The 22,411-nt window shown below is 62.5% G+C and carries 10 protein-coding genes; 3 read left to right on the top strand and 7 right to left on the bottom strand.

Features of this window, described 5'->3' with window-relative positions:
• Nucleotides 1-267: 267 nt before the first annotated feature.
• From ACM6IO_RS00010 to ACM6IO_RS00030, 5 genes are all read right to left on the bottom strand, one after another.
• On the bottom strand, nt 268-495 hold the full coding sequence (locus tag ACM6IO_RS00010) for an MbtH family protein (RefSeq protein WP_008033724.1): 228 nt from the start codon (nt 493-495) through the stop codon (nt 268-270).
• A gap of 82 nt (nt 496-577) precedes the next feature.
• Nucleotides 578-1,990: an aspartate aminotransferase family protein gene (locus ACM6IO_RS00015; RefSeq protein ID WP_414910691.1), complete on the bottom strand. Its 1,413-nt coding sequence runs from the start codon at nt 1,988-1,990 to the stop codon at nt 578-580.
• Nucleotides 1,991-2,067: 77 nt separating this feature from the next.
• Nucleotides 2,068-2,553 carry a GNAT family N-acetyltransferase gene (locus tag ACM6IO_RS00020; RefSeq protein ID WP_414910692.1) on the bottom strand — a complete coding sequence of 162 codons (486 nt, stop codon included), beginning with the start codon at nt 2,551-2,553 and terminating at the stop codon, nt 2,068-2,070.
• 209 nt (nt 2,554-2,762) lie between these two features.
• Complete coding sequence (locus ACM6IO_RS00025; protein ID WP_032829109.1) at nt 2,763-4,088, bottom strand: ATP-binding protein; 1,326 nt, start codon at nt 4,086-4,088, stop codon at nt 2,763-2,765.
• Nucleotides 4,085-4,768, bottom strand: coding sequence for a response regulator (locus ACM6IO_RS00030; RefSeq protein WP_008033711.1), 684 nt, complete (start codon nt 4,766-4,768; stop codon nt 4,085-4,087). The genes ACM6IO_RS00025 and ACM6IO_RS00030 overlap by 4 nt, the downstream gene beginning before the upstream one ends.
• A 155-nt stretch (nt 4,769-4,923) precedes the next feature.
• Here ACM6IO_RS00030 and dsbD point away from each other — a divergent pair, with 155 nt between their 5' ends.
• The 3 genes from dsbD to dsbG are packed head-to-tail and all read left to right on the top strand — an operon-like array spanning nt 4,924 to nt 8,272.
• Complete coding sequence (gene dsbD / locus ACM6IO_RS00035; protein WP_414910693.1) at nt 4,924-6,660, top strand: protein-disulfide reductase DsbD; 1,737 nt, start codon at nt 4,924-4,926, stop codon at nt 6,658-6,660.
• Nucleotides 6,660-7,526 (top strand): TlpA disulfide reductase family protein, encoded by an 867-nt coding sequence (locus tag ACM6IO_RS00040; RefSeq protein ID WP_192227844.1) that lies wholly within the window; start codon nt 6,660-6,662, stop codon nt 7,524-7,526. The genes dsbD and ACM6IO_RS00040 overlap by 1 nt, the downstream gene beginning before the upstream one ends.
• On the top strand, nt 7,502-8,272 hold the full coding sequence (gene dsbG, locus ACM6IO_RS00045; RefSeq protein ID WP_008033705.1) for a thiol:disulfide interchange protein DsbG: 771 nt from the start codon (nt 7,502-7,504) through the stop codon (nt 8,270-8,272). The genes ACM6IO_RS00040 and dsbG overlap by 25 nt, the downstream gene beginning before the upstream one ends.
• A gap of 121 nt (nt 8,273-8,393) precedes the next feature.
• Here the strand turns inward: dsbG and ACM6IO_RS00050 are convergent, their stop codons facing one another.
• Both ACM6IO_RS00050 and ACM6IO_RS00055 read right to left on the bottom strand, forming a co-directional pair.
• Nucleotides 8,394-9,206 carry an alpha/beta fold hydrolase gene (locus ACM6IO_RS00050; protein ID WP_414910694.1) on the bottom strand — a complete coding sequence of 271 codons (813 nt, stop codon included), beginning with the start codon at nt 9,204-9,206 and terminating at the stop codon, nt 8,394-8,396.
• 201 nt (nt 9,207-9,407) lie between these two features.
• The gene (locus tag ACM6IO_RS00055) at nt 9,408-22,406 is read right to left on the bottom strand and encodes a non-ribosomal peptide synthetase (RefSeq protein ID WP_414910695.1); all 12,999 of its coding nucleotides are present in this window, start codon (nt 22,404-22,406) and stop codon (nt 9,408-9,410) included.
• Nucleotides 22,407-22,411: the final 5 nt, after the last annotated feature.

The raw sequence follows: 22,411 nt of genomic DNA on the forward strand, positions 1-22,411 counted from the left end.
CCCTGAGCCTAGGCGAAGGGCCGTACGTCAGGGGCAAAGCCTTTTGGTTCCTTTTTGGCGTTTGAAAAAGGGACTCGCCGTAAGGGCGAAACCATTAGCGGCCGTTACCGCAGGAATGGATATGTACACCCTCAAAAAAGGCGCCTGATACACAGCCATCGCCAGCAAGCCGGCTCCTACAGGTTCCGCGCTCGACGTCACAACATACAGGCGCAAAAAAGCCCGCTGACCTTCTCGGTCCAGCGGGCTTCTTTTTGCGCGAAGACTTCAGTGAGCCACAGCCGCCTGCTCTTCCATCTTCTTGCGCAAACTCAGCGGACGCATATCGGTCCAGGTTTCTTCGATGTAAGCCAGGCATTCCTTTTTCAAGCCACTCTTGCCCACGGTGCGCCAGCCCTCCGGCACGGCCTTGTAGTCGGGCCAGATCGAGTACTGCTCTTCGTGGTTGACCACGACCTGAAAGAGGATGTCCTCGCGGTCGAATACTGACGTCATGGTGTCTCTCCATCGCTGTAAGGGTGGGCTGCACTGCGTGCGCAGCCGTTATGTAGAAAGAACGTTGCGGGGCCCGGAAAATTTAGAGGCTGGCAGTGGCCGCAACCATCGCCCGGCCAAAAATCTCCGCCACCCGATCGATTTCCGCAGCGGTAATCACCAGCGGCGGCAGGAAGCGCACCACGCCGCCATGCCGACCACCCAGCTCAAGAATCAACCCACGCTTGAGGCATTCACGCTGCACCAGCGGCGCCAGCCGCGCGAAGATCGGTGGATGCCCCTGCACATCCGGCACGCCGGTCGGGTCAACCAGTTCGACGCCAAGCATCAAGCCACGACCGCGAATATCGCCCAGCTGCGGGAAGTCCCGCTGAAGAATGCGCAGGTGTTCGCTCAAGCGCTCGCCCATGGCGGCAGCGTGTTCGCAAACCTTGTGTTCGGTCAGGTAACGCATCACCGCAGAGCCTGCCGCCATGGCCATTTGGTTACCACGGAAGGTCCCGGCATGCGCGCCCGGCAACCAGGTGTCGAGCCAGTCGCGATACACCACCACCGCCAGCGGCAAGCTGCCGCCGATGGCCTTGGACATCACCACCACGTCCGGAATGATCCCGGCGTGCTCGAAAGCAAACATCTTGCCGGTGCGGGCGAAACCGCTCTGGATTTCGTCGACGATCAACGCCACACCCGCCTTTTCGGTGATGCGACGCAGACCGCGCAACCAATCGAGATCGGCCGGGATCACCCCGCCCTCGCCCTGAACAGCCTCGACAATCACAGCGGCCGGCAATTGCACACCCGCCTCGGGATCGTTCAGCAGGTTTTCCAGGTAGTTCAGGTTGACCTGCACGCCTTGCGCGCCGCCGAGGCCGAACGGGCAACGGTAATCGTAGGGATACGGCATGAACTGCACGCCACTGCTGAGCAATGCGCCCAACGGTTTTTTCGGCCCCAGGCTGCCCATCAGGCTCAGCGCGCCCTGGCTCATGCCGTGATAACCGCCCTGGAACGACAGCACGGTGCTGCGGCCGGTGGCGGTGCGCACCAGTTTCAGCGCGGCTTCCACGGCATCGGTGCCCGTCGGGCCGCAGAACTGGATTTTCGCTTGCGCAGCCAGGGCTGGCGGCAGCAGGCCGAACAGGTCCTGGACGAATTGATCCTTGACCGGGGTGGTCAGGTCGAGGGTGTGCAACGGCAGTTCATCGGTCAGCACTTGCTGGATCGCTTCGATCACCACCGGATGGTTATGCCCCAGGGCCAGCGTTCCGGCACCGGCAAGGCAGTCGATGAAGCTGCGGCCTTCGACGTCTTCGACATAAATGCCCTTTGCGCGCTTGAGTGCCAGGGGAATGCGTCGCGGGTAGCTGCGGGCATTCGACTCCTGCTGGCTCTGGCGCGCCAGCAATGGCGATTCGTTGAACTGATAAAGCGTTTCGGCCGGCGCCGGAGCGATCCGGGCCGACTGATCTTCCATAAGGCTGGTAGCGACTGACATCTCTCGACCCCTCAATAAGGTTTTCCTGTTCTGGAAACGCATCAGGGCGCCGAGGATTTAGACCCTTGCCCGGCTTTCTATGAAGGCGGGGTCAGGCCTTTGTGCATGGGGATGGCGCGAAGCCCGGCTACGGTGAAGGTTTCAGCACAGGGCTGATAACCCAGATGCCGGTAAAAGGCTTCGCTGGTCCGGGTGCTGTTGAGTCGTACCTGAGCCAGCCCGTTACCGATCAGCCAGCCTTCAAGGTCGCGCACCAGCGCTTGCCCGACGCCACGACGAAACCATTCCGGCTGCACGTAACAGAAAGCAAGCTTGCCGCTGATCGCCGCCATCGCGACGCCGACCGGTTTGTCCTGCAACAGGGCGATGTTCAGGTACAACCGTTGGTCGGTCAGCCACGGTTGAATGTGTTCGACGGTTTTGTTGTGGGTCCAGGTGGCGACGGTTTGCGGGTCGTTGCGATGGTCGAGCGCGCAGCCGACGCGGATGGAACGCTCGACGATCCGGCTGATGATCCCGGCGTCGGCGGGGGTTGCCTTGCAGATGTGTAGGGGGTTTTCCATGGCGCTGTAACCTCAATCCATTGAGAAAAAGCTGCCGGGGACGATAGCGCTGGTGGCCGTCGGAACGCCAATGGCGAGACGTTACATTTGATGTGCAACACAGCGACCTGTAGGAGCCGGCTTGCTGGCGATGCATACACCTCGGTGAGTCAGGCAGACCCAGTCGATGCAATCGCCAGCAAGCCGGCTCCTACAGGGGATTGTGCTGGTCAGATTTGTTGCAACGGCATCGTCAGCTCGACCCGCAAGCCATCCGGCCGGCTGTCGAAATGCAGCGTGCAGCCACAACGCTGAACAATCGCCTGGACAATCGCCAACCCCAGACCGCAGCCGGTGCTCTGTCCGTTGCGCCAGAAGCGTTGGGTCAGGTGTTGCATATCGTCCTCGGCAATGCCCGGTCCATGGTCGCGCACGACGAACTGCACGCGGTTGCCGGTGGTTACCAGGCTCAGTTCTACCGCACCGTCGTTCGGGGTATGGCGCAGCGCGTTGTCCAGCAGGTTGCGCAACGCCGCGATCGACAGCACCGCCGGCATTTGCACCGGCGCGTGGGAGAGCTTCGGTGGCAGCTTGAATTTGATCCGCTGACGATCACCGCTGGCGGCATCCTGAATCGCCAGTTTCGCCACTTGCTCGGCGCTGCATTGCACACCGTCGTCGAACGACAGACTGCCCTCGACCCTTGCCAGCAACAACAATTGCTCAAGCGTGCGGTGCAGACGGTCGGCGCCCTCTTCGGCCCGCGCCAGGGACTGATCCCGTGCCGCGCCATCGGTCATGCGCGCCACTTGCAGGTGGGTTTTGATGGCCGTCAGCGGGCTGCGCAGTTCGTGGGCCGCGTCGCCGGTCAATCGGCGTTCGCGCTCGATGGTCTTGCCGATGCGCTGGAACAGCTGGTTCTGAGTGTCCAGCAACGGTTGCAACTCACTGGGCAGCGGCTGAATCTGCAAGGGTTCCAGCGAGTCGGCGCTGCGTCGCATCAAGGCATCGCGCATGCGGTTCAGCGGCGCCAGGCCCTGGCCGATCCCCAGCCACAGCAGGCACAGGCAACCCAGCAACGCCACGCCCACCGGCACCGAAGCGGCCAGCAGGATCGACATGTTGAGCGCTTCACGTTCGATTTGCCGATCCGCCGTGGTGATGCGCAGATCGCCACGGGCCAGGGTGAAACTGCGCCACGGTGCACCGTCGATCATCTGATCGTGGAAGCCCATTTTCTCGGCTTGCAGTGTTTGTTGTGGATCGGTGTGGCTGCGGGCGAGGATTTCGCCGCGCAGCGAGCTGACCTGACACGCCATCCCGCCCGGAATATTCAGTTGTTCCGCACTGAAATGGGTGCCCTCGCCCTTGGTCGGCAACGGCGGCAGTTGCTCCATCAGGCCCGCGACCATGCGCGCCGATGCCACCAGCCGCTGGTCGAGGGAAAACATCATCTGGTTGCGCAGGTCGCTGAGCATCCAGGCCGCTGCCAGGGCCCAGATCAGCGCAAATGCGGCGCCGAGCGTCAGGCTCAGGCGCAAACGCAGGCTCATCACTTTTTCACTTCCTCTCCATCATCGGCCGGCCCCAGGCGATAGCCCAGGCCACGCACGGTCTCGACAATGCCATTACCCAGTTTGCGCCGCAGGTGATGGATATGCACGTTGAGGGCGTTGCTTTCCAGTTCGTCGTTGAACCCATAGACGCTGTCTTTCAACTGCTCCGTGGACAGCACCCGGCCACGGTTGTGCAGCAAGGCTTGCAACAGTGACTGTTCGCGACGGGAAAGATCCACCGGCTGACCGCCAAGCATGGTTTCGCGGCTGCTCGGGTCGTACGTCAAGCGGCCGTGTTCGATCAGGTTGACGCTACGCCCCGCCACCCGTCGCAACAACGTGTGCAGGCGTGCGGCGAGTTCGCGCAGGTCGAACGGCTTGAGCAGGTAATCGTCGGCCCCCGCTTGCAGGCCGTCGACGCGGTCGGTCACCGAATCCCGCGCGGTGAGGATCAGCACCGGAATCTCCAGGCCATGATGGCGCAACTGCTGCAATAGCTTGAGCCCGTCTTCATCCGGCAGACCGAGGTCGAGCACCATCACGTCGAACTCGGCGACCTTGAGCATGGCCCGGGCCTTCGAGGCAGTGTTGACGTGCTCCACCGTCAGGCCCTGGGCAGTGAGGCCGGCGACAATGCCGCTGGCGATCAGCTCATCGTCTTCGCAAACCAGTACGTGCATGGTGAGACCTGTTGAAAAAAAGGTGATTAGGCCGGCGGCCGATTAAGCGGACATTATGCCGCAAGTGCCTTTGTCACAAGGCCGTCACGGTTAATCATCGGTTAATCGCCGCCCCACATTGTGCACCTCACTTGCACAGGGACAAGGCTTACCCAATGCGTCGATTGTTTTTGTTTTTTGCACTCTTGATCTCGGGTCTGGCCCAGGCAGGGACCAATCCGTTCGAAACCAAACCTGAATTCCTGCCAGTGGAAAAAGCGTTCGTCTTCACGTCCGAGCGCCTTGAGTCGGGTGAAACGCAACTCTATTGGCAGATCACCGACGGTTATTACCTTTATCAGAAACGCCTGAAGTTCGATGGATTGCCCGCTGAGCTGCACCCTGTGTTGCCCGAAGGCGAGTCGCACAGTGATGAATTCTTCGGTGAACAGCCGGTTTATCGCCAGGGCCTGGAGCTGAAGATCCCGGCGGGCGCGACCGGCCAGATCAAGGTCGGCTTCCAGGGCTGCGCCGATGCCGGATTGTGCTATCCGCCGCAAACCCAGGTCGTGGATCTGGGCGGCAGTGTTGTCGCTTCGGCGGCCGATGAAGCGCCGGATCAAGCCTTGGCCAGCAGCCTGCAACAACGGGCGTTGGGCTGGAGCTTGTTGGTGTTCTTCGGTTTGGGCCTGCTGCTGGCCTTCACCCCTTGCTCGTTGCCGATGTTGCCGATTTTGGCCGGTATGATCGTCGGCAGTGGCGCGACGCCTAAACGCGGATTTGCCTTGGCCACCAGCTATGTCGTGAGCATGGCGCTGGTGTACGCGGCGATGGGCGTTCTGGCGGCGTTGCTCGGTGCGAATTTGCAGGCACTGCTGCAAAACCCTTGGTTGCTGGGCAGTTTCGCCGCCGTGTTTGTGCTGCTCGCGTTGCCGATGTTTGGCTTCTTCGAGCTGCAACTACCGGTCGCCGTGCGCGATCGGCTGGAAAACGTCTCGCGCAATCAGCGCGGTGGCAGCCTGATCGGCGCGGGTGTGCTGGGCGCGCTGTCCGGTCTGCTGGTCGGTCCGTGCATGACCGCCCCGCTGGCCGGCGCCCTGCTCTACATCGCACAAAGCGGCAATGCGCTGCACGGCGGGTTGATTCTGTTTGCCATGGGCATCGGCATCGGTGTGCCGCTGTTGTTGCTGGTGACCGTCGGCAACCGCTTCCTGCCCAAACCCGGGGCCTGGATGAACCTGCTCAAAGGCGTGTTCGGCTTCCTGTTCCTCGCCACCGCGTTGTTGATGTTGCGGCCGGTACTGGATGAATCGCTGTGGATCGGTCTGTGCGGTGCGTTGTTGCTGATTGCCGCCTACAGCGCCTGGAAACAGTCGCAAGGTTTCGGGCGGGTCGCGCATCTGTTCGGAGCCAGCTCATTGCTGCTTGGCCTGTGGGGCAGTCTGTTGATGATCGGTGCGGCGGGCGGCGGTGATGACCTGTTGAAACCGCTGCAGGTCTATAGCGCTGCCAATGCGGGCAATGTCGCCCGCCCGGTCGGCCACGAGGCGTTCACCACAATCAAGGACCCGGCCGCTCTGCAACGGGAACTCGATGCCGCACAAGCTCAGGGCCAATGGGTGCTGCTGGACTACTACGCCGACTGGTGTGTGTCGTGCAAGGTCATGGAAAAACAGGTGTTCGGCCAACCCCGCGTGCTCGACGCCTTGAGCGATGTGCGCTTGCTACGGCTGGACGTCACCGCCGACAATGCCGCCAGCCGCGAACTGCTTGGCCGTTATAAAGTGCCGGGGCCACCGAGTTTTCTGTGGATCGGCGCCGATGGCATCGAACGTCGCAGCCAGCGCATCACCGGCGAGGTCGATGCCGACACCTTCCTGCAACGCTGGACCACCACCCGAGACGCCCGTTAATGCTGACTTTTACCCTCGGCACGTTTGCCATCGCGCTTAACCACCTGCTGCTGATCAGTGCCCTGGCGCTGGCGACGTTTGTCGGCTGGCGGGCGGCCAAGCGTGGCGGTGAAAATCCCGAGTCGGCGCTGTTCAGCCTGTTCCTGCTAGGCATGCTGGCGGCCCGAATCAGTTTCGTCGTGCTGTACTGGAAGCACTATCGCGACGATCCGTGGCAAGTCATCGACCTGCGCGACGGTGGTTTTCTCGCCTGGCCGGGTGTGATCGCGCTGCTGCTGGCCGCGGTGTATCGAGGCTGGCGTCAACCGGGTTTACGTCGCCCACTGGGCTTTGGCGTGGCCAGTGGCCTGGCTTTCTGGCTGCTCGCGACGTTTTCCCTGAGCATTTACGAACAAGGCACGCGCCTGCCGGACATCACCCTGCGCAATGCCGCCGGTGAAACGGTGCAACTGACGGATTACAAGGGCGGGCCGCTGGTGATCAATCTCTGGGCCACCTGGTGCCCGCCGTGTCGCCGGGAAATGCCGGTGCTGGAAAACGCTCAGCAACACCGCCCGGACCTGACCTTCCTGTTCGTCAATCAGGCGGAAAGCATGCAAAGCGTCAGTACCTTTCTGGAAACCCAGGGCCTGAGCCTGTCCAACGTACTGTTCGACGGCAGCGGTCGATTGGGTCAGGCCGTCGGTTCGATGGCATTGCCGACTACGCTGTTCTATAGCCCTGACGGTCGCTTGCTGGGCAGTCATCTGGGCGAACTGTCGGACGCCAGCCTGGCCCGCGCCCTGGAAAACTTTGACACCCCGAATCCGGCCACACCGTCCACTTCTTCAAGGAAACTGCCATGCCCCGCCTCCGCCACCTGCTGACGCTGACCCTGGGCGCCGCCCTGCTGCACCTGCCGTCGGTACAGGCTGCCGAAGAGTTGCCCGAAGCAATCAAGAAGATCGAAGCCAAGGGCGCGAAAATCGTCGGCCAGTTCGATGCGCCCGATGGCTTGCGCGGTTATGCCGCGCAGTACCAGAACCGTGGCATGGCGCTGTACCTGACGCCGGATGGCAAACATGTGTTGCTGGGCAATTTGTACGACGCCGACGGCAAAGACCTGAGCAGCGCGCCGTTGCAGAAACTGGTGTACGCGCCGATGGCCAAGGAAATCTGGGGCAAGATGGAAGCGAGCAACTGGATCGGTGACGGCAACAAGGATGCGCCGCGCGTGGTGTACCTGTTCAGCGATCCGAACTGCCCTTACTGCAACGTGTTCTGGGAACAGGCGCGCCCGTGGGTGAAGGCCGGCAAGGTGCAGTTGCGGCACATCATGGTCGGCATCATTCGTGAAGACAGTCCGGGCAAATCCGCGGCATTGCTGGCTGCCAAGGATCCGCAAAAAGCCCTGCAAGACCACGAAGGGGCTGGCAAGGCCAGTACGCTCAAGGCGCTGAAAGAAGTACCGCCGGCGATTCAGGCGAAACTGGCGGCGAACATGCAATTGATGGAAGACCTGGAGTTGCAGGCCACGCCGGCGATTTTCTACATGGACGACAAGGGCGAGCTGCAACAGCAGCAAGGCGCGCCGTCGCCGGACAAGCTGGTGAAGATTCTCGGGCCGAAGTGAATTCACCGGCCCCTTCGCGGGCAAGCCTCGCTCCTACAGAAGTTGTGTCGTTCACAATAATCGCGACCGACACAACTTCTGTAGGAGCGAGGCTTGCCCGCGAAGGCGTCAGCATGACCTATTAATTTCTTTCGGCCAAAAACGCCAACAACACCTCGGTCACAAATGCCGGATTCTCCAGATTGGAGATATGCCCCGCCTCCGGCACCAGCACATACGGACAACCGATCAACTCGGCCATTTCAATGGTTTCCGACGGTGGTCGCGGCTTGTCCTGATCACCACACATCACCAGCGTGGCCTCAGCCTCCAGCTCGCCCAGGCGCGGCAACACATCATCGCGCCCAAATGTGATCCGCCCCATCGGCACGATACTTTCGCGCAGACGCTCTGGCGGCAGCGCAGCCAGTTTTGCGCGAAAATCCTGATACAGCGCCGACTGCGGGTCGATGCCCGGACGGAAGAAAATCGGCACGACGATGTCGAGCAGTTGCGGTGCAATCACCCCGCTGTTTTCAATCTGTTTGAACAGCGAGAAATAGTATTGGCGGGTGGGTTCAGGTTCGACGCCGACGTAGGTGTCCATCAGCACCAGGCCGTTGATCCGCTGTGGAACCGACAGCGCCAGACGCACGCCCCACATGCCACCGACGGAAAGACCGACCAGCGTGACACGGTCGATGTGCAGATGATCGAGCAAGGCCAGCGCCTGCCGTGCAATGTCATCCAGTGATTGCGTGCCTTCGGGTAGCGAGCCTGACTCACCGTGGCCCCACAGGTCCAAGGCGATGACCCGGTATTGCTGCGACAGGGCGGCGATCTGCGGCGCCCACATGGTTTGGTCCCAGAGGTAGCTGCCGGCGAGTAGTACGGCGGGGCCGGTGCCTTGATCGATGTAGTGAAGGGGTTGTCCGTCAATCGTAACGAAGGGCATCAAACTGTCTCCTCTGCCAAAAAGGGAGCGGGCAGACTGAGCCGCCAGCGATCCAGAGTCAACTTTGTGGTGGCTGAAATGACGCCTTCGCGGGCAAGCCTCGCTCCTACAGGATTTGTGTCGATTGCAATTATTATGAACGACACAAATCCTGTAGGAGCGAGGCTTGCCCGCGAAGGGGCCCTTACAGACGCTAGAGAATTACAGACCCTCCAACTCCGCCATCAAGTCATTCAACCGATCGACCTTGTCCTCGGTGATATCACTCGCCGCCAACCCGTCGATGTACTCCGCCAATTCCTCCACCGTGCTGCACTCGAACATCGCCCGCAGCGGCACATCCCGTTGCAGGGCTTTCTGCACCCGCGACGCAATCTGCGTCGCCAGCAGCGAGTGCCCGCCCAACTCGAAGAAGTTGTCGCGCACACCGACCTTTTCGACCTTCAACACCTCGGCCCAGATACCCGCCAACGTCTGCTCCAGTTCATTGCGCGGCGCCTGATAATCCTGGCTCTGCAACTGGCCGATCTCCAGCGCCGGCAGTGCCTTGCGGTCCAGTTTACCGTTGGCATTGAGCGGCATCCGCTCCAGCCACAACCAGTGCAGCGGCACCATGTATTCCGGCAGCTCGGCGCGCAGGCGTTGCTTGATGCGTTCCAGGCGTTCAGTCGGATTAAGTGACGAATCAGTCGCGACCAAATAGCCGACCAGATGCTTGCCGTTCACGCCTTCCTGCACACCAACCGCCGCTTCGCGCACTTCCGGCTGCTCATGCAGACGCGCTTCGATTTCACCCAGTTCGATGCGGTAGCCGCGAATCTTCACTTGATGGTCGATACGCCCAACGTACTCCAGCACGCCATCACTGCGACGACGAGCGAGGTCGCCGGTGCGATACAAACGATCGCCCGGCGCGCCAAACGGATTCGGCACAAACACCTGCGTGGTACGCAACGGATCGCTGACATAACCGCGCCCGACACCGGTGCCGGCCACGCACAGTTCGCCCACCGCACCCAACGGCACCAGGTCCAGCGCGCCATCGAGCAGGTACAAACGGTTGTTGTCGGTCGGCGTACCAATCGGCAAGTAACTGCCGCGAGTCGAGGCCATGTCGACACGGAAGAACGCCACGTCGTCCGAACATTCCGCCGGCCCGTAAGCATTCACCAGCCCGATGTCCGGGTAGCGCAGCAACCATTGATGGGCGAGTTCCGGCGGCATCGCTTCACCGGTCGGCAGCATCCAGCGCAGGCCGTCGAGGCTCATGCGTTCCTGGGCGAGCATGCCCTGAATCAGCGACGGCACGCTTTCCAGCACGGTGATGCCCTGGGCCGACACATGCGCCAGCAAGCCTTGCGGATCGTGGGCGATGGTGTTCGGCACGATGTCCACCCGTGCACCGAACAACGGTGCGGCAAGGAACTGCCAGACCGAAATGTCGAAGCTTTGCGAAGCGGTCTGGGCGATCACATCGGCATCGCTGAGGTTCAGGTACGGCAGCTTGCTCAATTGGTTGTTGAGCATGCCGCGTTGTTCGACCATCACACCTTTGGGCAGGCCGGTCGAACCCGAGGTGTAGATCACGTAGGCAAGGTTGTCCGGGCCGCTGTAGATGCCCGGATTCGCCACCGACACTTCGCTCGCCTGCACCTCTTCCCACACCAGCAACCGTGGCCGATTGGCGCAACCGAATTCCTCCAGCAACGCCACCGCCTGTTCGCGACAGGCCTGGGTGCAGACCAGCAACGGCGTGCGGCTCAGGTCGATGATCCGGCTCAGGCGCTGACTTGGCAGCCCCGGATCCAGCGGCAGATAACCCGCACCGGCCTTGAAGCTGCCGATGATCATTCCGAGCAGATCGAGGTTACGTTCGGCCAGCAACGCCACCGGCTGATCCAGCCCGACACCGGCCGCGATCAACGCATGGCCGAGACGGTTGCTGCGCTGGTTCAGTTCGGCGTAGCTGTGTTGCTGATCGAGGCAACTGGCGGCGATCCGTTGCGGATGCTGCGCAACCTGCGCTTCAAACAACGCAACGTAGCTCTGCTCCAACGGGTAATCGTGTTCGCTCTGGTTGCAGCCGTGGATCAGGAAATCCTGTTCCTCGGCACCCAGCAGCGGCAAGTCCGCCATGTCGCCATGGAAACCTTCGACCAGTGCCAGCAACAGGCGCTTGAACTCACCGAGCATCCGCTCAACGGTCGACTCATCGAAATAACGCTGGTCGTAAGACAGGTGCAAACCCAGGTCATCACCCGGATAGCACACCGCCGTCAGCGGGAAGTTGGTGTGGGTGCGGCCCGAATCCGAGGTCGCGTTGAGGCTCTGCGCACGGTCCAGTACCGAGACTTCCACCGGCGCGTTTTCAAACACGAACAGGCTGTCGAACAGCGGTTGGCCCTTCGGCAATTCGCTGTTTTCCTGAATGCTCACCAGCGGCAGGTATTCGTACTCGCGCAGTTGCATGTTGCTGTCGAGCAAGCCGCTCAGCCACCGGCGAACACTGCAACGCTGGTCGTCTTCCGGCATCTTCACCCGCAGCGCGATGCTGTTGATGAACAGCCCGACGGTGCGTTGCATCTCCGGCATTTCCACCGGGCGCCCGGCCACCGTGACGCCGAACAGCACGTCACGATCACCGCTCAAGCGCCGCAGCACCAGGGCCCACGCCGCTTGGGCAAAGGTGTTGATGGTCAACTGATGGGCCTGCGCCAGTTCACGCAGTTGCGCACCGTCGCGGGCATCGAGTCGGGTGTAGCGGTCGCCGACGATCATGCCGCCGCTGTCGCCGGCATGTTCACGCAGGAACGGCCGGTCGCTCGGGATCGGCGTGGTCCGTTCGAAGCCTTGCAGGTTGGTTTTCCACCACTGCCGCGCTTCGGCCAGGCTCTGGCGTTGCAGCCAGCCGATGTAGTCGCGGTAGCGCGGCGGCACAGCCAGTTGGGCTTCGCGACCTTCACCCAACGCGGTGTAGATCTCAAAGAAATCGTTCATCAGCAACGAGCGGCACCAGGCATCAATGAGGATGTGGTGGTTGCTCATCATGAACCAGTAGCGCGCTTCGCCAACCTTGATCAAACGCAGGTGGAACGGTGCCTGATTCAGCAGATCGAACCCGGCTTCACGCTCGCTTTTCAGCAACGCCTGCAACTTGGGCTCTTGCTCGGCCTCGGCGATTGCCGTCCAGTCGAGGGACTCGATCGGCGTGCTGCCCGGCTTGTGGATAACCTGCAGCATGTCTTCGCCAACGTTCCAGCAGAACGATGCACGCAAGGCTTCGTGACGGGCGATCACCGCTTGCCAGGCCTCGGCAAAACGTTGCGGATCGAGCGCACTGTTGATGCGGTAGCGGTCCTGCATGTAATAGAGGCCGGTGCCCGGTTCGAGCAAGGTGTGCAGCAGCATGCCTTCCTGCATCGGGGTCAGCGGGTAGACGTCTTCGATGGCGGCGGCCGGAATCGGCAGTGCATCGAGTTGCGGCTGGGTCAGCTTCGCCAACGGGAAGTCCGACGGCGTCAGGCCGCCCGCCTCGTCACGCAGGCAATGCACGATCAGGCTCTGCAATTCGCCGAGGTAGGCGTCCGCCAGTTCACTGATGGTTTGCGGATCGTGGCGCTCGGCGCTGAAGGTCCAGCGCAGCACCAATTCACCGCCGTAGACCTGACTGTCAACGCTCAACTCGTTAGGCAGCGGCGCTTTCGGATCGTGGGCGGCACCGACCGGCTCATCCAGTGGACGGAACAACGCGTCCGCGCCAAAGCTCTGGTCGAACTGGCCGAGGTAGTTGAAGGTGATCGGCGCCACCGGCAACGCGGCCATGGCTTCGCGGCACAGGTCGTCGGCGAGGTAACGCAACACGCCATAGCCCAGACCCTTGTGCGGCACGCCGCGCAGTTGTTCCTTGATCGCCTTGATCGAGGCGCCCTGGCCGGCGGCTCCTTCGATGTTCTGCGGGGTCAGGCGCAGCGGGTAGGCGCTGGTGAACCAGCCGACGGTGCGGGTCAGGTCGATCTCGTCGAACAGCGCCTCGCGACCGTGGCCTTCAAGTTGGATCAGCGCCGATTCATTCCCGCTCCAGCGGCACAGCACGCGGGCCAATGCCGTCAGCAACAGGTCGTTGACCTGGGTGCGATAGGCGCTCGGTGCCTGTTGCAGCAACTGGCGAGTGAACTCGCTGTCGAGGCGTACGCTGACAGTTTGCGCATGACGATTCTGCCGGCCACCCTCAGGGCGATCACACGGCAATCCGACGTTCGGTCCGGCCAGCTGCGACTGCCACCAGCTCAGTTCTTCACGCAGGGATTCGCTGCCGGCATACGCCTGCAAGCGGGCCGCCCAGTCCTTGAAGGCGCTGGTTTTCGCCGGCAGTTTCACCGACTGCCCAGCCGCCAGTTGGCGATACACCGTTTGCAGATCGTCCAGTAATACACGCCAGGAAACGCCGTCCACCACCAAGTGATGGATCGCGAAGAACAGCCGTTGCTGGCCCTCGGGACCATCGATCAGCAGCACCCGCATCAACGGCCCCTGTTCGAGGTCGAGGCTGCGCTGGGCATCGGCAAACAAAGCCGCGCATTTATCCATCGCCGGCACATGCACTTGCCACAACACGGGGGCGCCTCCCACCTTCTGGTGCGCCGCCGTCCATGCGCCGCCGGCCTCGGTGAAGCGCAGGCGCAAGGCGTCGTGCTGCTCGATCACCGCCAGCAGCGCTTGCTCCAGGCGATGAGGTTCCAGCGCAACGGTCGGCTCCAGCAACAACGCCTGGTTCCAGTGCTGACGCTCGGGCATGTCGGTGTCGAAGAACCAGTGCTGGATCGGGGTCAGACGCGATTCGCCGGTGAGCAAACCCTGCTCGGCTGTAACCTGCTCGGTGCGGCTGGCCACGGCGGCGAGTGTTTGAACAGTCTGGTGCTGGAACAGGTCACGCGGGCTGAAGTGAATGCCCTGCTGCCGAGCGCGGCTGACCACCTGGATCGACAGGATCGAGTCGCCACCCAGTTCGAAGAAGTTGTCGTTGAGGCCGACCTGCGCGACGTTCAGCACTTCGCACCAGATCTGCGCCAACGTCAGCTCCAGCTCGTTGCTTGGCGCCACATAGTCCTGACGATTCAGTTCCGGGTCCGGCGCCGGCAATGCACGACGGTCGAGTTTGCCGTTGGCAGTCAGCGGCATGCTCGCCAGCAGGATCAGGTGCGTCGGCACCATGTATTCCGGCAGTTGCGATTTCAGGTGAGCCTTGAGGGCTTCGCGCAATTGGGCTTGTTGTGTTTCGTCCTGCTCAGCCACTTCGGTGACCAGATAGCCGACCAGTTGTTTGCCGCTCGGGGCGTCCAGCGCCAGCACCACCGCTTCACGGATCGATTCATGGTCCAGCAGGCAGGTTTCGATCTCGCCCAGTTCGATGCGGAAACCGCGGATTTTCACTTGATGGTCGATGCGGCCGAGGTATTCCACCAGACCGTCGGCGCGCTGCCGCACCAGGTCGCCGGTGCGATAAATCCGCCCGCCATCGGCCACGAACGGGTTGGCCACGAAGCGTTCCGCCGTGATGCCCGGACGGTCGTGATAACCCTGGGCCAGACCGGCACCGCCAACGTACAACTCACCAGTCGCGCCTTGCGGCACCAGTGCCAGATCGGCATCGAGAATGTAGGCCACGCGAGCACCGATCACGCTGCCGATCGGCACACTGCCCAACCCTTCTTCAAGCTGCTGCGGTGCAAGACTGGCCAACGGCATGACCACCGTTTCGGTCGGGCCGTAGGCGTTGAAGAACAGGCTCGGTTTGAACGCTGCGCGAATGCGCTGCAAGTGCTCGCCGGTCAGGGCTTCGCCGCCGGTGATGCACATGCGCACCGGCAAGGTTTCGTCCTGAGTCGCCAGCCACTGCGCCAGTTGGCTGCCATAGCTTGGGGTGAAGCCGAGGATGTTGATGTGGTGGCGACGGATCAATCCGCAGATTTCTTCCGCGTCCCACTGCCCTTGAGCACGCAAGACCACTTGCGCACCGCTCAACAACGGCACCAGCAGACGCTCGGTCGCGGCGTCGAAGTTGATCGAATAGAAGTGCAGTTCGCAGTCGTCCGCACGCATGCCGAAACGCTCGATCACCGCGCGGCAGTGCATGGCGATTTCACCGTGGGACACCACCACGCCTTTCGGTTTGCCGGTGGAACCGGAGGTGTAAATCAGGTACGCCTGATGCTGCGGCAGGCTGATGAAAGGCAGCTCGGTGGCCGGGTAGTTGGCCAATTCGGCAGCGTCATCTTCGAGGCACCAGCGACTTACGGTTGTCGGCAGATCACCCAGGGCCTGGAACATCGCCGCATCGCTGAGCAGCAAACCGATGCCGCTGTCTTCGATCATGTAATGCAGGCGATCGAGCGGGTATTCCGGATCGAGCGGCACATAAGCGCCACCCGCCTTGAGGATCGCCAGCAGGCCGATGACCATTTCCAGCGACCGCTCAAGTGCCAGACCGACGCGAACCTGCGGCCCGACACCCCGCTCGCGAAGCATCCAGGCCAGGCGATTGGCGCGGCTGTCGAGTTCGGCGTAGCTCAGGGTTTGCCCGGCGAACGTCAGCGCCGGCGCATCCTTGCGCACCAGCGCCTGTTCGCTGAACAGGTGATGAATGCACTGATCCAGTCGATGTTCACCCGGTTCGATGCCCAGGCTGTCGAGCAGCTTTTGCTGTTCCGTGGATTCGAGCAACGGCAGTTCACTGAGGCGCTGTTGCGGATCGGCGAGCAACGCTTCCAGCAGATTGCGCCAGTGCCCGGCCATGCGCGCAATGCGCGGTTCATCGAACAGGTCGGTGCTGTACGTCAGGCAGCAACCCAACCGATGATCGAGGTCGGTCACTTCCAGATTGAGGTCGAATTTGGTCGCTCGCGCATCGTTTGCCAGATACTCGACCGTCATGCCGGCCAGCGTGCGGCTCTGCTGGAATTCCCAGCGCTGCACGTTGCACATCACCTGGAACAGCGGGTTGTACGCAGCGCTGCGCGGTGGCTGCAACGCTTCAACCAGATGATCGAACGGCAGGTCCTGATGGGACTGGCCTTCGATCACAGTGTGGCGCACCTGCTCGAACAGTTCGCCAACGGACATCTGCCCGTCGAGCTGGCAGCGCAGCACTTGGGTGTTGAGGAACGCACCGATCAGCCCTTCGCTTTCCGGGCGAATGCGGTTGGCCACCGGCGCGCCGATGCGCAGGTCGGTCTGGCCGCTGTAGCGGTAAAGCAGCACGGCCAGCGCGGCGGTCATGGTCATGAACAGGGTCAGGCCGTTTTGCGCGTTGAAGGCGCGGACCCGTGCCGCGAGATCATCGCTCAGGTCGAAACGGAACAGCTCGCCCTGATGGCTTTGCACCGCAGGACGCGGGCGGTCGGCGGGCAATTCCAGCAGCGGATGTTCGCGCCCCAGTTGCGCGGTCCAATAATCGAGCTGACGCTGACGCTCGCCGGACTCCAGCCACTGACGCTGCCAGACGCTGTAATCGAGGTATTGCACCGGCAGCGGCGCCAGTGGCGATTCGCGGTCATCGACGAACGCTTCGTAAAGCGCACTGAGTTCCCGGGCGAAAATGTCCATCGCCCAGCCTTCGGTGACGATGTGGTGCAGGGTCAGCACCAGGTAATGTTCCTGCTCGGCGGTCTTGACCAGGCAGGCGCGCAGCAGCGGTCCGGTTTCCAGATCGAAGGGTTGATGCGCTTCGCTGTCGGCCAGTGCCTGCACCCGCTGTTCGCGCAAGTCAGCGTCCAGCGCGGAAAAATCCTTCCAGTCCATGCGCATCCCGGTTTCCGGGTGCACGCGCTGTTGCGCCACGCCGTCGACGCTCGGGAACGTGGTGCGCAAGGTTTCGTGACGCATGATCAGCGCTTGCAACGCCGTCTCGAAGCGCCCGATGTCCAGCACCCCGCGCAACCGCGCCATGCCGCCGACGTTGTAGGCCGGGCTGTCCGGCTCCATCTGCCAGAGGAACCACATACGCTGCTGGGAATAGGACAGCGGCACCGGTTGGCTGCGGTCGACCTTTTCAATCGGCGGTTGTTTGTTGGTGTTGCCGCTGGCCTGAATCTGTTGAACCTGCCGGGAGAATGCCCCCAGCTCACTGTTTTCGAACAACGCGCGCAGCGGCAATTCGACGTCGCAGGCCTGACGGGTGCGGGAGATGATTTGCGTGGCCAGCAGCGAATGGCCGCCGAGGGCGAAGAAGTCATCGCGCAGACCGATCTGCTTCAAGCCCAGCACTTCGCGCCAGATCGCGGCGATCTGCTGTTCAAGTTCAGTCACCGGCTCGACGTGTTCGCGCACCTGCCATTGCGGCTCCGGCAAGGCACGGCGGTCGAGTTTACCGCTTGGGCTGAGGGGCATTTCGTCAAGGCGCATCAGCTGCGCCGGGACCATGTACTCCGGCAGCTCGGCCGCCAGCGCGGCTTTCAGGTGAGCGGTTTGAGTGTCTTCGGATTCACTGGTTTCGCTGGCCGTGTAGTAACCGATCAACTGCCCGCCAGCGCCGGTTTCGCGCACCAGCACCACGGCTTGCGCGACACCGTCCTGCGCCAGCAGACGCGCTTCGATTTCTTCCGGTTCGACGCGAAAGCCCCGCAGTTTGACCTGCTGATCGAGACGGCCGAGGTATTCGATCACGCCATCGGCGGTCCAACGGGCGCGGTCGCCGGTGCGATACAGACGTGCGCCCTGCTCGCCCAACGGGTCAACGACAAAACGTTCAGCCGTCAGCCCCGGACGCCCCAGATACCCCCGGGCCAGACCGATGCCGCTGATGCACAACTCACCGGGCACACCGGCCGGCACCGGGTAGAGCTCGCTGTCGAGCACGCGGCAAATCACGTTGCCCAACGGACGGCCAATCGGCGAGCGCTCGCCATCGGCCGTGCTGCAATGCCAATGAGTGACGTTGATCGCGGTTTCAGTCGGGCCATAACGGTTGTGCAGTTGCACGGCCGGCAGTTGCTCCAGCACGCGGTTGCGCAGTTCCGCCGGCAAGGCTTCGCCGCCCGAGAACACACGGCGCAGGCTGGTGCATTCGGCGGTGAGCGGCTCGTCGATAAACAATGAAAGCAGCGGCGGCACAAAGTGCAGCGTGGTCACCCCGTATTGCTGAACCAGTTGGGCAATGCGGTGCGGATCGCGGTGCTCACCGGGCCCGGCAATCAGCAAACGCGCCCCGGTGATCAGCGGCCAGAAGCATTCCCACACCGACACGTCAAAACTGATCGGCGCCTTTTGCATCAGCACGTCGGTGTCGTTCAGGCGATAGGTGTTCTGCATCCATTGCAGGCGTTCGGCGAGCGCCGCGTGGGTGTTGCCGACGCCCTTCGGCTGGCCGGTGGAACCGGAGGTGTAAATCACATACGCGAGGTTGTCGCCGTGCAGATGCAGGCCCGGCGCTTGGCTCGGCCAGTTCTCCAGGTGCAGTGCATCCATGGCAATCACGCTGACGCCATCGGTGGCCGGCAGCCGGTCGAGCAATTCGGTTTGGGTCAGCAGCAATTCGACGCCGCTGTCGCCGAGCATGTACGCCAGGCGCTCGGCCGGGTAATCCGGGTCCAGCGGCACGTAGGCACCACCGGCCTTGATGATCGCCAACAGGCCGATCAACAGTTGCGGCGAACGCTCGGCGGCGATGGCCACGCAAACGTCCGGGCCGACGCCTTTGTCGCGCAGGTAATGCGCGAGGCGGTTGGCCTTGGCGTGCAGTTCGGCGAAGTCCAGGCTGCCGCCGTCCCACAGCAGCGCGGTGCGCTCCGGGTTCAGGCGTGCCTGTTCGTTCAGCAGTTCCGGCAGCCATTGGCTGGCCGGTGTGCACGGTGCGACGCTCCACGAGGTTTGCTGATCGTGCTCGCTCGCGGTCAACAGTTGCAGGTCGCCGACGGTGGTGACCGGCTGCTCGCAAATGGCCCGCAGCAGGTTGCAGAAATGCTCGGCCAGACGCTCGATGGTGGTGGCGTCAAACAGCTCGCTGGCGTAGTCGAACGACAGGCTCAGGCGACCGTTACGGTCTTCCTCGCTGTGCAATTGCAAATCGAACTTGGCTTCGCGGCTGTGCCACGGCAGTTCTTCGGCGAGCAGCCCGGGCAAGCGACGCAGTGCGCTCAGGTCCCGTTGCTGATGGTTGAACATGACCTGGAACAAGCCTTGTTCACGGGCCTGCGGGAACGCTTCCAGCAGTTGTTCGAACGGCAGGTCCTGATGCGCCTGGGCGCCCAAGGCTGTCTGGCGGGTTTGCGCCAACAGTTCAACAAACGGCAACCGCGAATCCACCTCGGCACGCAGCACCTGAGTGTTGATGAAGAAGCCGATCAGGCCCTGGGTTTCCAGGCGCGGACGGTTGGCGTTCGGCACGCCGATGCGAATGTCGGTTTGGCCGCTGTAACGGTGCAACAGGCTCTGGAACGCCGCGAGCAACAGCATGAATGAGGTGGCGTCATGGGCCTGGGCGATCTGGCGAATCGCTTCGCTGAGGGGCGCAGCCAAACGCACGGTGTGGCGCGCGGCGCTGTGACGGTGTTGCGCCGAACGCGGGTGATCGGTGGCCAGGCTCAGGGTCGGATGCTCATCGCCCAACTGCGTTTTCCAGTAGGCTAGTTGCCGCTCGCCCTCACCTTGCGCCAGCCATTGACGCTGCCAGCTGCCGTAGTCGGCGTACTGGGTCGGCAATGGCGCGAGCGTTGCCGTTTGCCCTTGGGACGCAGCGGCATACAGGCGCGAGAACTCGTCGATCAGCACGTTCAGCGACCAACCATCGGCGATGATGTGGTGCAGCGTCACCAGCAACTGGTGATCCTCGTCATCGAGGCGCACCAGCGTCACCCACAGCAGCGGACCTTTCTCCAGGTCGAACTGGGTGTGCGCTTCGTCCTCGCGGATTTGCTGCGCGCGAGCTTCACGCTCGGCGACGGGCAAATCGCTGATGTCGATCCGTTGCAGGTTGAATTCGCCAGCGGCAATGACCTGTTGCAGCGCCACGCCGTCACGTTCGAAGAAGCGCGTGCGCAGGGATTCATGGCGCTCGATCAGTTGCTGGAAGCTGGCGCGCAGGGCGTCTTCATCCAGCTCGCCACGCAAACGCAAGGCGCCGGGAATGTTGTAGGCGCTGCTTTGCGGGTCGAGCTGCCAGGTAATCCACAAACGGTTTTGCGCGAGGGATTGCGGCATCGCTTCGCTGCGCGACAGCGTGCTGATCGCGCCTTGGGCCAGGCCGCCGTCCTGTTGTTGCTGCGCGACCACGGCGGTAAATGCACCAAGGGTCGGCGCTTCGAACAGCAAGCGCAGGTTCAGCTCCAGACCCAGCTCTTCGCGCAAACGCGCAACCACCTGAGTGGCGGCGATGGAGTTGCCACCGAGCAGGAAGAAGTGGTCATCGGCACCGATCTGTTTCACCTGCAACTGCTCGGCCCAGATCTGGCCGATCAGGCTTTGCAGCTCGGAACCCGACTCGGCTTTGGTCTGGTTTTCAGGGGCCGCCGATGGGAACACCGCATAGCTGTCGAGGCTGCCATCCGCCAGTCGATTGCGGCACGCCGAACGTTGCAGCTTGCCGCTGGAGGTTTTCGGCAATGCGCCCGGATTGAGCAACACCACCACGCTCGGTGCTTCCTGATACGCCTCGGCCACCGCCTGGCGGATGGCTTTGATCAGAGCCTCGGGCGGCAGGATTTTCTGCACGCTGCGGCTGATTTCCGCGGCGATGCCGATGCCTTCCTGACCGTCGATATTCACGGCGAACGCGGCGACGCGACCTTTGCGCACCACTTCCACTTCACGCTCGATGGTCTGCTCGATGTCCTGCGGGTACAGGTTGTGACCGCGAACGATCAGCATGTCTTTCAGGCGACCGGTGATGAACAGCTCGCCGTTGCGCATGAAACCCAGATCGCCGGTGCGCAGCCAGGTTTTGCCGTCGTGTTGAACGAAGGTCTTGGCGCTGGCCTCGGGGTTGCGCCAGTAGCCATGGGCGATGCTCGGCCCGGTGGCCCAGACTTCGCCGACTGCGTTGTCGGCCAGTTTGGTCAGCGCCAATGGGTCGATAATCAGCACCGCGTGATCCGGCTGGCTGCTGCCGCAACTCATGATCGCGCTGCCTTCACCCGCTTCGGCACGGTTTTGCGCCAACGCCTGATCATCCACGCGCAGGTTGCCGATGCCTTGACCACGGGGTGTGCCGGCGACGAACAGCGTGGCCTCGGCCAAGCCGTAAGACGCCATGAAACTGTCCGGGGTGAAACCGCAAGTCGCGAACTTCTCGGCGAAACGGTCGAGGGTGTCGAGGCGAATCGGTTCGGAACCGGAATACGCCACGCGCCAGCCGCTGAGGTCGAGGCGTTCCAGCGCCGATTCACTGACACGTTCGCTGCACAGACGGTAGGCAAAATCCGGCCCACCGCTGATGGTGCCGCCGTACTCGCTGATCGCTTCGAGCCAGCGCAGCGGCCGACCGAGGAAGTACGCCGGCGACATCAACACGCACGGCACGCCGCTGAAAATCGGCTGCAACAGACCGCCAATCAAACCCATGTCGTGGTACAGCGGCAGCCAGCTGACGATCACGTCGTCAGGGTTCAGGTCGATGCCGAAACCGTGACGAATCAGCAACTCATTGGCGACCAGGTTGCCATGGCTGACTTGCACGCCTTTCGGCAGCGCGGTGGAGCCCGAGGTGTATTGCAGGAAGGCAATGTGGTCGCCTTCGAGATTCGGTTCAGTCCACTTCGCGGCCAGTGCACCGTCGAGGGTGTCGACGCACAGCAGCGGCGGCGCGCCTTCGATTTGCAGCAACGCATCACGCAGGCCGGCACTGGTCAGCAGCAGGCGCGGTTCGGCGTCGCTGATGATCGACAACAGGCGCTCCTGATGATGACGCTTGGCCGACTCCGGCGGATAAGCCGGCACCGCGATCACGCCCGCATACAGGCAACCAAAAAACGCCGCGACGTAGTCCGGACCGCTGGGAAACAGCAGCACCGCGCGATCACCAAAGTCAGTTTCGGCCTGCAACGCGCCGGCAATGGTGCGCGCCCGCTGATCCAGTTCGCGATAACTGAGCACCACCGTCTGATCCGGGGTTTCGGCGAGAAAACGCAAGGCCACCCGATCCGGCGTCAGGGCCGCGCGGCGCTGAAGGGCTTGGACCAGTGTGCCAGGTATTTTGAACGCGTCGGTCATGAGGT

It is taken from the genome of Pseudomonas sp. IT-P44 (assembly GCF_949768225.1).
Classification (GTDB): Bacteria; Pseudomonadota; Gammaproteobacteria; order Pseudomonadales; family Pseudomonadaceae; genus Aquipseudomonas; species Aquipseudomonas migulae.

Bases quoted from the DNA above. Each gene is read 5' to 3' on its own strand.
- ACM6IO_RS00055 (WP_414910695.1), bottom strand. From the start codon at position 22,406: ATGACCGACGCGTTCAAAATACCTGGCACACTGGTCCAAGCCCTTCAG.
- ACM6IO_RS00050 (WP_414910694.1), bottom strand. From the start codon at position 9,206: ATGCCCTTCGTTACGATTGACGGACAACCCCTTCACTACATCGATCAA.
- dsbG (WP_008033705.1), top strand. From the start codon at position 7,502: ATGCCCCGCCTCCGCCACCTGCTGACGCTGACCCTGGGCGCCGCCCTG.
- ACM6IO_RS00015 (WP_414910691.1), bottom strand. From the start codon at position 1,990: ATGTCAGTCGCTACCAGCCTTATGGAAGATCAGTCGGCCCGGATCGCT.
- ACM6IO_RS00010 (WP_008033724.1), bottom strand. From the start codon at position 495: ATGACGTCAGTATTCGACCGCGAGGACATCCTCTTTCAGGTCGTGGTC.
- ACM6IO_RS00030 (WP_008033711.1), bottom strand. From the start codon at position 4,768: ATGCACGTACTGGTTTGCGAAGACGATGAGCTGATCGCCAGCGGCATT.
- dsbD (WP_414910693.1), top strand. From the start codon at position 4,924: ATGCGTCGATTGTTTTTGTTTTTTGCACTCTTGATCTCGGGTCTGGCC.
- ACM6IO_RS00040 (WP_192227844.1), top strand. From the start codon at position 6,660: ATGCTGACTTTTACCCTCGGCACGTTTGCCATCGCGCTTAACCACCTG.
- ACM6IO_RS00020 (WP_414910692.1), bottom strand. From the start codon at position 2,553: ATGGAAAACCCCCTACACATCTGCAAGGCAACCCCCGCCGACGCCGGG.